The organism is Streptomyces sp. NPDC086989 (assembly GCF_044745505.1).
GTDB lineage: Bacteria > Actinomycetota > Actinomycetes > Streptomycetales > Streptomycetaceae > Streptomyces.
Map to the genome: position 1 here is coordinate 227,175 of NZ_JBIVAL010000009.1, position 12,342 is coordinate 239,516.

At 73.2% G+C, this 12,342-nt stretch carries 13 protein-coding genes; all 13 read right to left on the reverse strand.

Going from position 1 to position 12,342, the window contains the following annotated elements:
• Positions 1–5: 5 nt before the first annotated feature.
• Entirely contained in the window at positions 6–1,139 is a 1,134-nt protein-coding gene (gene hypD, locus ACIPK4_RS23450; protein ID WP_402315577.1) for a hydrogenase formation protein HypD, read from the reverse strand.
• Positions 1,136–1,489, reverse strand: a complete 354-nt coding sequence (locus tag ACIPK4_RS23455) for a HypC/HybG/HupF family hydrogenase formation chaperone (protein WP_082410503.1) — start codon at positions 1,487–1,489, stop codon at positions 1,136–1,138. The genes hypD and ACIPK4_RS23455 overlap by 4 nt, the downstream gene beginning before the upstream one ends.
• Positions 1,458–3,842, reverse strand: coding sequence for a carbamoyltransferase HypF (gene hypF, locus ACIPK4_RS23460; RefSeq protein ID WP_402315580.1), 2,385 nt, complete (start codon positions 3,840–3,842; stop codon positions 1,458–1,460). Before hypF ends, ACIPK4_RS23455 begins: the two co-directional genes overlap by 32 nt.
• Positions 3,842–4,783, reverse strand: a complete 942-nt coding sequence (gene hypB / locus ACIPK4_RS23465; protein ID WP_402315581.1) for a hydrogenase nickel incorporation protein HypB — start codon at positions 4,781–4,783, stop codon at positions 3,842–3,844. The genes hypF and hypB overlap by 1 nt, the downstream gene beginning before the upstream one ends.
• 3 nt (positions 4,784–4,786) lie before the next feature.
• Positions 4,787–5,194 carry a hydrogenase maturation nickel metallochaperone HypA gene (locus tag ACIPK4_RS23470; RefSeq protein ID WP_402315582.1) on the reverse strand — a complete coding sequence of 136 codons (408 nt, stop codon included), beginning with the start codon at positions 5,192–5,194 and terminating at the stop codon, positions 4,787–4,789.
• A 172-nt stretch (positions 5,195–5,366) separates the two neighbouring features.
• Positions 5,367–5,471 (reverse strand): DUF6893 family small protein, encoded by a 105-nt coding sequence (locus ACIPK4_RS23475; RefSeq protein WP_402315584.1) that lies wholly within the window; start codon positions 5,469–5,471, stop codon positions 5,367–5,369.
• An 11-nt stretch (positions 5,472–5,482) separates the two neighbouring features.
• Complete coding sequence (locus ACIPK4_RS23480) at positions 5,483–6,013, reverse strand: hydrogenase maturation protease (RefSeq protein ID WP_402315586.1); 531 nt, start codon at positions 6,011–6,013, stop codon at positions 5,483–5,485.
• A complete protein-coding gene (locus ACIPK4_RS23485; RefSeq protein WP_402315588.1) occupies positions 6,010–7,449 on the reverse strand; it encodes a hypothetical protein in 1,440 nt (479 codons plus the stop codon). The genes ACIPK4_RS23480 and ACIPK4_RS23485 overlap by 4 nt, the downstream gene beginning before the upstream one ends.
• Positions 7,446–8,162, reverse strand: a complete 717-nt coding sequence (locus tag ACIPK4_RS23490) for a DUF6084 family protein (RefSeq protein ID WP_402315589.1) — start codon at positions 8,160–8,162, stop codon at positions 7,446–7,448. Before ACIPK4_RS23490 ends, ACIPK4_RS23485 begins: the two co-directional genes overlap by 4 nt.
• Positions 8,159–8,776, reverse strand: coding sequence for a DUF5947 family protein (locus ACIPK4_RS23495; RefSeq protein ID WP_402315797.1), 618 nt, complete (start codon positions 8,774–8,776; stop codon positions 8,159–8,161). Before ACIPK4_RS23495 ends, ACIPK4_RS23490 begins: the two co-directional genes overlap by 4 nt.
• Positions 8,777–8,862: 86 nt before the next feature.
• Positions 8,863–9,384 (reverse strand): hypothetical protein, encoded by a 522-nt coding sequence (locus ACIPK4_RS23500; RefSeq protein WP_402315591.1) that lies wholly within the window; start codon positions 9,382–9,384, stop codon positions 8,863–8,865.
• Positions 9,381–11,165 (reverse strand): nickel-dependent hydrogenase large subunit, encoded by a 1,785-nt coding sequence (locus ACIPK4_RS23505; protein ID WP_054223468.1) that lies wholly within the window; start codon positions 11,163–11,165, stop codon positions 9,381–9,383. Before ACIPK4_RS23505 ends, ACIPK4_RS23500 begins: the two co-directional genes overlap by 4 nt.
• Positions 11,166–11,262: 97 nt before the next feature.
• Entirely contained in the window at positions 11,263–12,321 is a 1,059-nt protein-coding gene (locus ACIPK4_RS23510) for a hydrogenase expression protein HypE (RefSeq protein ID WP_402315593.1), read from the reverse strand.
• Positions 12,322–12,342: the final 21 nt, after the last annotated feature.

Genomic DNA, 12,342 nt, shown 5'->3' on the forward strand with positions numbered 1-12,342 from the left:
CGGTCTCAGACAACGGGGCTCGCCTCCAGCGGTGCGGTGCGGGCCGGCGCGAGGTCCAGGCGCCGGTAGAGGTAGTACGCGGCGCACGCGCCCTCGTTGGAGACCATCGTGGCGCCGAGCGGGGTGCGAGGGGTGCAGGTGGTTCCGAAGGCCTCGCACTCGTGCGGCTTGATCAGGCCCTGGAGGACCTCGCCGCTGCGGCACTCGGCGGGTTCCTCGGTGGCGATGTCCGTCACCGAGAAGCGGTGCTCGGCGTCGTACGCGCGGTAGCGGCCGGACAGCCGCCAGCCGCTGTCCGGGATCACGCCGATGCCGCGCCAGGCCCGGTCGGTGACCTCGAAGACGTCCTCCAGCATGGCGAGTGCTGCCGGGTTCCCCTCCGGGCGGACGGCGCGCGCGTAGGCGTTGTCCACGGTGTGCTCGCCCCGCTCCAGCTGCCGTACGGCCCGGCGTACGCCTTCGAGGATGTCGAGCGGCTCGAAGCCGGTGACCACGATGGGGACGCGGTGGCGCGCCGCCAGCTCCGGGTACTCCGCCATGCCCATGACGCTGCACACGTGTCCGGCGGCGAGGAAGCCCTGGACGCGGCAGCTGGGCGAGGTCATGATCGCCTCGATGGCGGGAGGCACCCGCACGTGGGAGACGAGCAGGCTGAAGTTCCGGATGCCGAGCCGCTTCGCCTGATACACCGTCATCGCATTGGGCGGTGCGGTCGTCTCGAAGCCGATGCCGAAGAACACCACTTCGCGCCCCGGGTTCTGCTGCGCGATCTTCAGGGCGTCGAGCGGGGAGTACACCACCCGCACGTCACCGCCCTCGCTGCGCACCTGGAACAGGTCACGGCCGGTGCCGGGGACGCGGAGCATGTCCCCGAACGAGCAGAAGATCACCTCGGGGCGGGAGGCGATCTCCAGCGCCTTGTCGATGACCTCCAGCGGGGTCACGCACACCGGGCAGCCCGGACCGTGGATCAACTCGATCTGCTCGGGCAGGAGTTGGTCGATGCCGTGCCGGATGATGGTGTGGGTCTGGCCGCCGCAGACCTCCATCAGCGCCCAGGGGCGGGTGACGGTCCCGTGGATGTCGTCGAGCAGCCGGCGGGCCAGCCCGGGGTCCTGGAATTCCTCGATGTACTTCACTGCTGCTGCGCCTCCTGTACGGCGTCCCCGGCCTGGGCCTGCTGCGCGATGTCGTCGGCGAAGGGCCACTCCGCCACGCCCGCCTCGGCCGCGGCCCGCTCCCACGGGTCTGCGAACTCCTCCTGGAGCATGCCGAGTTGTGAGAAGAGTTCGAGGGTCTGGCGGGCCGACTCCTCGTCGAGGCGCTGGAGCGCGAATCCGACGTGGACGATGGCGTACTCGCCGACCCGGAGGTCCGGCAGGTACTCCAGGCACACCTCCTTGACCACGCCGCCGAAGTCGACGGTCGCCATCCGGGTGCCGTCCTTCTCCCCGATCTCAAGCACTCTGCCGGGTACCGCGAGGCACATGGCCCTCTCCTTGCTGTGGGGGGTGCGGGGTGCGGGCCGCCACCATGAGCTGGCCGAGGGCCAGCCCGCCGTCGTTCGGCGGGACGCGGTGGTGGCGCAGGACGGTGAAGCCACGCCCGCGCAGCAGGCGGGCGCAGGCACTGGAGAGCACGGTGTTCGCGAACACCCCGCCGGTGAGGGCGACGGTGTGCAGTCCGTGCCGCTCGCGGGCGAGGCCGGCGAGGTCCACCACGAGGCCGGCGACCGCCGCGTGGAAACCCGCGGCGATCAGCGGCGGGGGCGTGCCCGCGCGTACGTCGGCCACCACCGCCGCCAGGAGGGGGGCCGGATCGGCCGTGACCGGGACCCCGCCGTCCGCGCCCGCCGGGTGCAGCGCGAAGGCGTACCCGGCGCCGGCCGCCCCCTCGGGCGCGGCGAGGGCGGCGGACTCCAGCTCGATCGCGGCCTGGGCCTCGTATCCGGCGAGGTGGCACACACCGGCCAGGGAGGAGACGGCGTCGAAGAGCCGCCCCATGCTCGACGTGGGGGCGCAGTGCAGGCCGCGTTCCAACTGGCGCTCCAGTACCCGTAGTTCCTCGGGCGGGCAGGCCGCCGTACAGGGCAGGTCCGGCGACCAGGGCAGCCCCGCGGCCCGCAGATGGGACAGGGCCATGCGGTACGGGCGCAGTACGGCGGCGTCGCCGCCCGGCAGCGGCACGTAGGCGAGGTGGGCGAACCGGCGGTACCCGGCGTAGTCGGCGAGGAGGACCTCCCCGCCCCACACCGCGCCGTCGTCCCCGTACCCCGTGCCGTCGAAGGCGATGCCGATCACGGGGCCGTCGCCGGCCAGGCCGTGTTCGGCCATGGCGGAGGCGATGTGGGCGTGGTGGTGCTGGACGCGGACCAGCGGCCGGGCGCCGGCCGTGCGCTGCGCCCAGCCCGCGGAGCGGTAGCCGGGGTGGCGGTCGGCGGCGAGCAGTCCGGGGCGCACGCCGGTGATCGATTCCAGCTGCTGCTCGGCGCGTTCGAAGGCGTACCGGGTGGCCAGGTCGTCCATGTCGCCGATGTGCGCGGACAGCCAGGCCTTGCGGCCCTCGCCGAGGCAGAACGCGTTCTTGAGGTCTCCCCCGGCGGCCAGCACCGGGGGTACGGGCAGGGGCAGGTCCAGGGGCAGCGGGGCGTACCCGCGCGAGCGGCGCACGGTCAGCGTTTCGCCGTCGCAGACGCGCACCACGGAGTCGTCGCAGGGCACGTGGATGGGCCGGTCGTGGGTGAGCCAGGCGTCGGCGAGGTGGCCCAGCCGGTCCAGGGCCTCGGCGTCGTCGGTGACGATGGGTTCACCCGAGAGGTTGCCGCTGGTCATGACGAGCAGGCGCGGGCCGGGCGGGTCGCCGGGCAGCCCGAGCAGCAGGTGGTGGACGGGCGTGTACGGCAGCATCACGCCGAGGTCGGGGCAGCGCGGGGCGACGTCCTCGGCGACCGGCTCGCCGGCGGCGGCCGCGGGGCGGCGGCGCAGCAGGACGATGGGCCGGGCGGGCGCGGTCAGCAGGTCCCGCTCGGCCGGGCCGAGCTGGACCAGGTGCTCGACGTCGGCGGGGTCGCGGGCCATCAGGGCGAACGGCTTGTCCCCGCGGGCCTTGCGGCGCCGCAGCTCGGCCACGGCGCCGGCGTGTGCGGCGTCGCAGGCGAGGTGGTAGCCGCCGAGGCCCTTGACGGCGAGGATCGCCCCGCCGGCCAGCAGCCGGCGGGCCGCGGCCACGGGGTCGGCGCAGGCCTCCTCTCGCGGCGGTGACCCGGCGAGGAGCCGCAGCCGCGGTCCGCAGGCGGGACAGGCCACCGGCTGGGCGTGGAAGCGCCGGTCGGCGGGGTCGGCGTACTCGCCGGCACAGTCGGGGCACATCGGGAAGCGGGCCATGGTGGTGTGCGCCCGGTCGTACGGCAGCCCGGTGACGATGGTGAACCGGGGGCCGCAGTGCGTGCAGGTGATGAAGGGGTGCCGGTGGCGCCGGTCGGCCGGGTCGGCCAGCTCCGCGAGACAGTCGGCGCAGGTGGCCACGTCCGGTGGGACGAGGGTGCGCGCGGGTCCGCCGGACCGGGAGGCGACGATCGTGAAACCCGATCCGCCGGCGACGGGGACCTCGCAGTGGTCCACGGCGTGGACGACCGCGAGCGGCGGGGCTTCGGCCGCGAGCCGCTCGCAGAAGGCCGATACGGCGGCCGGTGCGCCCTCGACCTCGGCCACGACCCCCTCGGGGGTGTTGGTGACGTGTCCGGCGAGGCCGAGTCCGGTCGCGCGGTTGTACACGTACGGCCGGAAGCCGACGCCCTGCACCACTCCCCGCACGATGACCCGGCGGCGCTGTACGGCCTCCATCAGCGGGGCTGGACCACGCCGGAGTGCGGGTGCACGGCCCGGGAGACGGAACCGGGACCGTGGTGGCCGGGGCCGGTTCCGGCGCCCGGACCGCGCTCGTGGTCGTGGTCGTGGCCGGGCCCGTGTTCATGGCCGGGGCCGTGGCCGGCACCGGGTGCGTGGTGATGGCCGTGACCGGGGGCCTGGTCGTGTCCGGGGGTGTGCCCGTGGGCCGGGTCCTCGGTGTGGTGATCGTGGTGGTGGTGCGGGTGTGGCTGTCGTGCCATCACCGGGGTGTGCACCGGGCCGCCGTCGCCGGCCGCGAGCGCCCGCTCGAGCAGGAGGCCCGCGCCCTCGCCGCCACGGGCCGAGGTCAGCACCACCTCCACCCCGGGGTTGACCTGCTGCACGTGCGCCCGGAACGCGGCCTCGTCGAACTCCACGGCCTGCGCGATGTCCGTCTTCGTCACCACGACGAGCTGCGCCAGCCCGAACGCCGTCGGGTACTTGAGCGGCTTGTCCTCGCCCTCGGTCACCGAGGCCAGTACGACGCGCAGCGACTCCCCGAGGTCGTACGAGGCGGGGCAGACGAGGTTGCCGACGTTCTCCACGAACAGCAGCCGGGTGTCCTCGGGCATCCAGCCGTCGAGGTGGCGTCCCAGCATCGCCGCCTCCAGGTGGCAGAGCCCGTCGGTGAGCACCTGCTTGACGGGGACGCCCGAACGCGCCAGCCGCAGCGCGTCGTTCTCGGTGGCGAGGTCGGCGGTCAGGGCCGCGACGGGGACGCCGCGCTCGCGGGCGAGCCCGAGTTCTCGCTCCAGCAGGGCGGTCTTCCCACTGCCCGGGCTGGACAGGAGGTTGACCACCGTGGTGCCGCGGGCGCCTAGTTCGGCGCGCAGCGCGTGCGCGACCGAGTCGTTCTTGGCGAGGACCGCCTGCTTCAGGTCGACCACACGGCACATGGTTCAGTGCTCCTCGGGGATCGGTTCGCGGGTGGGGACGGGGGGCCGGACGCGGGTGGGGCCGTCCTCCCAGTGCACGCTGAGGATCTGCAGCTCGCGCCCGGTGCGCAGTTCCACGTCCGTGGCCTGCCCGCAGCCGGGGCAGACCAGCCGGGGCGGCATGCCGACCGCCCAGTCGCCGGTGCAGGAGCGGCAGTGCGCCCGGGCGGCGACCGGCTCCGTCACGAGCTCGGCGCCTTCGAGGAGCGTTCCCGCGCAGGCCAGTTCGAAGCAGAAGGCGAGGGCGTCGGGCACCACCCCGGCGAGCTCTCCGACCTGGAGCCGGACCGAGGTGACGGCGGTGGCGCCGCCGGCTTCGGCTGCTTCCTCCACCTGGCCCACCACGGCCATGGCGATCGACATCTCGTGCATGGGACTCCGTCCTGCCGGGCCTCATTAGACCGGCCGGCGCCGGGCGGGGCGGTCGGGCACGCCGACGCGCCGGCGCCCCGTACGCCATTCGGGCGCCGGGGCGGTCGCGGTTCACAGGTTCGCAGGTCCCGGGCCACGAGCCAGGGCCACGGCCACGGGTCCCGGGCCGCGGTCACATGCGGCGGATCCTCAGGTAGCGCTGGATGTCGGGGAGCAGCATGCCCAGCGCGCAAAGGACGGCGGCGGCGGACGCTCCGCAGATGATGGCCTTCTTCATGGGGGTTCTCCTCAGTTGGCGGCGGCGTTGCGTTCTTCGTCGAGCAGTCCCCCGTCCGGCCGGCGGACCAGGTCCAGGACCATCCGTACGGCCTCGGGGACCGCTGCGGCCACCGGCTCGCTCAGGCCGATGCCCTCCTCCAGACAGCCGGGTTCGCAGCCGACGACCAGGATCCGCCGGGGCGGCGTGCCGCCGGTTCCGGCGCACAGGGTGTCCAGCAGGGCCAGCACCGCGTCGGGGGACATCTGGTGCCCGTCGAGGACGGGGCTCTGCGGGGCGATCGATCCGGGTTCGGCGGCGTCGATCAGGTACAGCGTGCCGGGGGCTGCGCCCCGAGCGGTGGCGTCCACCAGGACGAGCGTGTCGTAGCCGTCGAGGAGCTGGTAGGCGAGGTGGACACCGCGCACGCCGATGTCCACCACCTCGACGTGGTCCGGCAGCCCGTGTCCGGGCTCGGAGAGCCTGCGGACGGTCTCGACGCCGAAGCCGTCGTCGCCGAGGAAGACGTTGCCGATGCCGGCGATCAGGGTGCGGCCGCTCACGGGTCCTCCAGCGGGGCGACCTCGTCGGGCTGGAAGTACAGGAACCGGCCCTGCTCGCGCCGGATGTCGGCGCCCGGGTCCCCTTCGACGGTGACGGCGAGGTGCACTCCCCCGTCGACGTCGTGGAGCACCGCCTCGACCTGGGCGGCGCGGCCCTGGAGGAACAGGTCCTGGGCGTCGGTGCGCCGCAGGCCCGGGCGCAGGAGCACCCGGCTGCCGGCGCCCACGGAGGTCCCGTCGATCAGGATGCGGTCGCGGGCCGGGTCGGCCGGGTCGGCGTGCGCCGGATCCCACCAGGGGTTCTCCGGCCTGAACACGGCGTCTTCCTCGAAGAGTTCGGGGACCCGGTCCGGGGCGGGCGCCCCGGGGCCGGTGATCTCGCGCAGCGCCCGGACGGCGCCGTGCAGGCGCTCCAGCACCTCGGGGGGCATGGTGTCGGCCAGGTCGATCACGGCGGCGGCGCGGGCGTCGGTGCCGCGGGCCTCCCGCTTCTCCCGGTCGGTCAGGGCCGCCGTGCGCAGGGCGAGGATCTCGTCGATCTCCGTGGCGTCGTACATGGCCCCGATGCTCTCGGGGGCGATGCCGGGGTGGTCCTCCAGGATGATCGGCGAGGACAGGACCACGTCGGAGCTGCCCGGTTCGCCGGCGAGCACGGGCCAGGTGTGCAGGTTGGTGCAGGCCGCGATCGAGGCCCTGGCCCATTCGGGCGGATCGGTCATCGAGAGGAAGGAGCCGGCGCTGAGGCCCAGCAGGAGGTGGGCCGCGACCAGGGAGCGCGGCAGGGCCGCCTCCCGGTCGGCTCCGCCCGGCCCGTCGGCTCCGTCGCCCTGCGGGGTCCAGTCGCTCGTGTTCTCGACCACCGCGGTGAGCTTGAACGCCCGGTAGGGAACGTCCAGTTGTTCGGCGCGCAGCCGCAGCACGCCGTCGGCCCGTTCGGTGCGCCGGACCAGCCGGCCCGCCTCCCGGCCGTCGGCGCCGCGCACCGGCTCGGTCTCCTCGCGGGCCGGCCGTACGAAGGGCAGGCTGACCTCGCCCGCCTCCAGCTCGGCGACGGGGACGGTCATCTCCACCCGTTCCTCGGTGCCCTCGTCCCAGGGGACGAGGACCCGGTCGGGCAGGTGCAGTTCGGGTACGGGGGCGAACGAGCCGTCCGGGCGGGCCTCTTCGACCGTACGCCGCTGTGCGTGCAGGAAGCGCAGCTCGACGGCCAGGGTGGCGGCGCCGCGGGGCTCCATCACCAACTCGGTCTGCTGGAGCGAGTGTTCGCCGTGCGCGGGGCCCCAGGCGGGTGGCACCAGCACGCCGAACTGCCAGCGGAGCCGGTTCTTCGCCGCCGACGCCCGGTACGGGTAGAGGACGTACCCCTCGAAGAGGACGGCGTCGGCGACCTGACGGGCGACGGCGAACCGGGTTCCGGGCGGGGCAGTGGCCGTCATGGCGCCGTCCTCTCGACGGACCGCGGCAGTACGGCGCCGGCCCAGGCGGGGTCCCCGGCCGATGGCTGGGCGGCCGCCGCCCCGTCCAGCAGGGCCCGTACGGTCGCCTCCCAGGAGGCGAGGGCGTGGCGGGAGCGGTAGGCGAGCAGGTCCGCCATGGTGTCGCGGGGCAGCCGCAGCCAGCCGCAGCCCGGGAAGTGCTGCTCGACCATCTCCCGCCACACCTCGGCGGGCATCCGGAACGGGGCCTCCCGGTCCCAGGGGACGGGTTCCACCCGGAAGCCCCCGGCGCCGGTGAAGGCCGTGCCGGAGAAGAGCATCAGCAGCGGTGCCTCGCCGTCCTCCAGGGCGCTGAGGTAGCGGCCGGAGGCGATGTCCATGTCGTACGTGCAGGGCACGACGACGTCCGTCTCGGTCTCCCCGGTGAAGCTGGGGACCATCACCGAGACCTGGGCGAACTGCAGGGGCTGGAGAGTGGTCCCCCAGCGGGCCCGCTCGCCGAACAGGTCGTGGAGGGCAGCGGCTTCGCCGGTGCCGTAGCCGCGACGGGCCGGCTCGATGCGGATCTGGCAGCGCAGTGAGAGGGCGTGGACGCGGGCCGCTTCGCCGGGGTCGGCCCCGGTGGCGGTGATGCGCAGCCGGAAGACCAGGGTGGGTCCGGCCGCGTACGGGTCGGCGCGCACTCCGGTGCAGGCGAAGGTGAAGTCGGTCATGGCCGGGCCTCCCCCGCCGCGGCCGGTGCCTTGGCCCGCCGTTCCACCTGGGCGAAGAAGGCGTTCAGCGCGGCGCGCGCCTCAGCCCCACCGTCGAATCCCTGCCACAGCAGCCGCATGCGGCCCACCAGTTCGTAGCAGATGTCGATGGGCACGAGGTAGCACTCGGTGCGGCCCTCGGTCCGGCGCAGCAGCAGTGCCTCCACGTCGGGTTCGAGCAGGGCCGCGAGTGCGCCGCCGCCGAGCACGTCCTGCCAGGTGGCCGGGTCCAGTTCGCTCTCGGTGGCGCCGGCCGGGCTCGGGTAGAGCGCGACGAGGCGGTCGAGGGCGGCGTTGCGGAAGAAGAAGGCGACGCCGACCGGGATCTGGAGCTGTTCCCACGCGCCGTCGTCGAGCCGGTGTTCCGGGTCGACGAGGTAGCGGTCGGGGACGGCGCGGTAGCGCCCGGTGGTGGCGCCGGGCCGGTCGAAGAGGAGGGCGCAGGCGGTGCAGGCGCAGACCAGCGCGCGCTGGTCGAGCTCCACGAGGTGGCGGTGGCCGTCCTCCGGGACGCCCACCCCGCACAGTTCGCAGCACTCGCGCCGGGGTGGGCGGGGCCCGGTGAACCGGCGCAGGCCGCGCGGGGTGCGCGGCGCGGCGGGGCCGGGGGGCCCGGCGGGGCCGGTGCGCGGCTCCGCCGGTGCCCAGGGGTGCCGCGCGTTCACCGGGCCCGCGCCGGGGCCTGCGGGCGGGTGCCGATCTGGAGCAGGGGCAGGGGCGGTTCGGCCGGTTCGAGTTCGACCGCGGTCACCTCGGGCGCGAAGCAGGCCAGGGCGTCCTCCACGCTCTGCGGGACGGCGCCGTCGGCGGAACCGCAGCCGCAGCCCCCGCCGGGCGCGGACCGCAGGCGCAGGACGCCGGTGGCCGCGTCGAAGCCGATGAGCTCCACGGGGTCCCGTACGGTCTCCAGGGCGCGGGCGATCCGGGTGTGGACGTCCTCGGGGTGCAGGTCGTGCAGGGCGAGCAGGCTCGCGACGAGCTCGTCGTCCAGGAGCCCGCCGAGGCGCTCCACGCCGAGCCGCTCCACGATCCGGGCGAGCCCGGCGCCGTAGAAGTCCATGAGCACGCGCACGAGTTCCTCGGCGGCGGCGCAGGCCTCGCGGTCGCCGCGGGCGGCGAGGCGGTCGAGGACCTCGTCCACCCGCCGGCCCGCCTCGCGGGCGTCGGTCACCGCGGCGCTCATCCGCCCAGTCCGCTCAGGCCGGTGGGCACGTGCATCTGCTTGACCGTCTTGCCGCCGCCGACGTACATGTGCACGCCGCAGGGCAGGCAGGGGTCGAAGCTGCGCACGGCGCGCATGATGTCGATGCCCTTGAAGTTCTCCGGGGAGTTCTCCTCGAAGATCGGGGTGTTCTGGACGGCGTCCTCGTACGGTCCGGGGGTGCCGAAGGTGTCCCGGGTGCTGGCGTTCCACGGGGTCGGCGGGTACGGGTGGTAGTTGGCGATCTTGCCGTCGCGGATCACCATGTGGTGCGAGAGCACGCCGCGGACGGCCTCGGTGAAGCCGACGCCGATGGACTCGTCCGGGACCTCGAACTTCTCCCAGGTCTGGGTGCGTCCGGCGCGCACCTCGGCCAGGCCCTTCTCGGCGCAGTGCAGCGCGATGGCGGCCGCGTACGCCTGGAAGTACGTGCGGGCGCGGTTGCGCTCCAGCGCGTTGCTCCACTTCGGGATCTTCCACTCGAAGCGGGTCTCGGGCTTGGTCATCGTGCGCGGCAGGGTGATGACCACGCTGTGGCCGGTGGCCTGGACGTAGTCGGTGTGGACGAGCCCGGACAGGGCGGTCGACCACAGGCGGGCGATGGGGCCGCCGCCGGTGTCGAGGGCGAGGTGGTCCTTGCCGTCGAACCAGCGCGGGGACATCACCCAGCTGTACTTGTCGTCGAAGTTCCGCTTCTGCGGGGCCGGGATGGTGTGCTGGTTCCACGGGTGGCGGGCGTCGACCGGGTTGCCGAGCGGGTCGTGGGTGACGAACTTCTCCTGGCCCTGCCAGTCGTCGTAGTACGAGCTGCCGAGCATGATGCGGATGCCGAGGTTGATCTCGGTGAGGTCGTTGGTGACCAGCTTGCCGTCCACCACCACGCCCGGGGTGACGAACATCTTCCGGCCCCAGTCGGTCATGTTGGCGTACGTGAAGTCGCAGTACTCGGGGTCGTTGAGCGCGCCCCAGCAGCCCAGCAGGACGCGCCGGCGGCCCACCTCCTCGTACCCGGGCAGGGCCTCGTAGAAGAAGTCGAAGAGGTCGTCGTGGAGCGGGACGACGCGCTTCATGAACTCGCAGTACCGCATGAGGCGGCTCATGTAGTCCGTGAAGAGCTGGACGGAGGCGATGGTGCCGACGCCGCCCGGGTAGAGGGTGGAGGGGTGCACGTGGCGCCCCTCCATCAGACAGAACATCTCGCGCGTGTACCGGCTGACCTGGAGGGCCTCGCGGTAGAACTCGCCCTCGATGGGGTTGAGGGAGCGCATGATGTCGGCGATGGTGCGGTAGCCGTGCTCTGCGGCGTGCGGGGCCTCGGTGCGCTCGGCGAGTTCGAGGACACCGGGGTTGGTCTCGCGGACCATCTTCTCGCAGTAGTCGACCCCGACCAGGTTCTCCTGGAAGATGTTGTGGTCGAACATGTACTCCGCCGACTCGCCGAGGTTGATGATCCACTCGGCGAGGTGGGGCGGCTTCACCCCGTAGGCCATGTTCTGCGCGTACACGGAGCAGGTGGCGTGGTTGTCACCGCAGATGCCGCAGATGCGGCTGGTGATGAAGTGCGCGTCGCGGGGGTCCTTGCCCCGCATGAAGACGCTGTAGCCGCGGAAGACGGACGAGGTGCTGTAGCACTCCGCCACCTTCTTCTGCTTGAAGTCGATCTTCGTGTGGATGCCGAGACTGCCCACGATCCGGGTGATCGGATCCCAGGCCATCTCCACGAGGCCGCTGCCGTCGCCGGCCGCCTTCGTCTTCGGTGTCATCTTGTCTGCCGTGACCCTTCTGGGAGCCGGGAGCTGGAGGTTCTTCGAGGCGCAGCGGTGGGGCGGGAGGGGCGCGGAGGCGCGGGGGCGGGCGCGGTCACCAGGGCTTGCGGTAGCCGGTGGTCAGCTGCCCGCCCGGCCGGCGCCACTTGGGCTCCTGGTCCACGGTGTGCTCCGTGATCGCCCGGAGCTTGCGGATCACCGCGCCGTAGACGCCGCTGGCGCCGGAGGACACCTTCGCGCCCGGAGGTTCGTCCATGAAGGGCATGAACTTGTCGGGGAAGCCCGGCATCGTGCAGGCGATGCAGATGCCGCCGACGTTGGGGCAGCCGCCGATGCCGTTCATCCAGCCGCGCTTGGGTACGTTGCACTTGACGACGGGGCCCCAGCAGCCGAGTTTGACGAGGCACTTGGGCGAGTCGTAGGTGTGGGCGAACTCGCCCTGCTCGTAGTAGCCGGCCCGGTCGCACCCCTCGTGGACGGTGGCGCCGAACAGCCAGGTCGGGCGCAGCTTGTCGTCCAGCGGGATCATCGGGGCGGAGCCCGCGGCCTGGTACAGCAGGTAGGTGAGGGTCTCCGAGAAGTTGTCCGGCTGGATCGGGCAGCCGGGGACGCAGACGATCGGGATGCCGGCGTGCGACTTCCAGTCCCAGCCCAGGTAGTCGGGCACGCCCATGGCGCCGGTGGGGTTGCCCTCCATCGCGTGGATGCCGCCGTAGGTGGCGCAGGTGCCGATCGCGACCACGGCGAGGGCCTTGGGCGCGAGGCGGTCGATCCACTCGCTGGTGGTGATCGGCTGGCCGGTCTGCGGATCGTCGCCGAAGCCGCACCAGTAGCCCTCGGGCTTGATCTTCTCGTTGGGGATCGAGCCTTCGACGACGAGCACGAAGGGGTCGATCTCCCCGCGCTCCCCCTTGAAGAACCATTCGATGAACGTGTCGGCGCCGCCGACCGGTCCGCACTCGAAGTCGATCAGCGGCCAGTGCACGGCGATCTTGGGCAGTCCCGGGAGGACGCCCATGACGATCTCCTCGATGCTGGGCTGCATCGCTGCCGTGAGGGACACCGAGTCGCCGTCGCAGCTCAGTCCGGCGTTGATCCAGAGGATGTGGATCGGGGGGTCCTCTACTGCCGTGCTCGGCGTTGCTGCATCCATGAGGATCGCTCCTTGGGGAGG

Coding starts and splice junctions, on each gene's coding strand:
- hypF (WP_402315580.1), bottom strand. CDS start 3,842: ATGGAGGCCGTACAGCGCCGCCGGGTCATCGTGCGGGGAGTGGTGCAG.
- hypB (WP_402315581.1), bottom strand. CDS start 4,783: ATGTGCCGTGTGGTCGACCTGAAGCAGGCGGTCCTCGCCAAGAACGAC.
- ACIPK4_RS23490 (WP_402315589.1), bottom strand. CDS start 8,162: ATGACCGACTTCACCTTCGCCTGCACCGGAGTGCGCGCCGACCCGTAC.
- ACIPK4_RS23475 (WP_402315584.1), bottom strand. CDS start 5,471: ATGAAGAAGGCCATCATCTGCGGAGCGTCCGCCGCCGCCGTCCTTTGC.
- ACIPK4_RS23470 (WP_402315582.1), bottom strand. CDS start 5,194: ATGCACGAGATGTCGATCGCCATGGCCGTGGTGGGCCAGGTGGAGGAA.
- ACIPK4_RS23505 (WP_054223468.1), bottom strand. CDS start 11,165: ATGACACCGAAGACGAAGGCGGCCGGCGACGGCAGCGGCCTCGTGGAG.
- ACIPK4_RS23500 (WP_402315591.1), bottom strand. CDS start 9,384: ATGAGCGCCGCGGTGACCGACGCCCGCGAGGCGGGCCGGCGGGTGGAC.
- ACIPK4_RS23455 (WP_082410503.1), bottom strand. CDS start 1,489: ATGTGCCTCGCGGTACCCGGCAGAGTGCTTGAGATCGGGGAGAAGGAC.
- ACIPK4_RS23510 (WP_402315593.1), bottom strand. CDS start 12,321: ATGGATGCAGCAACGCCGAGCACGGCAGTAGAGGACCCCCCGATCCAC.
- ACIPK4_RS23485 (WP_402315588.1), bottom strand. CDS start 7,449: ATGACGGCCACTGCCCCGCCCGGAACCCGGTTCGCCGTCGCCCGTCAG.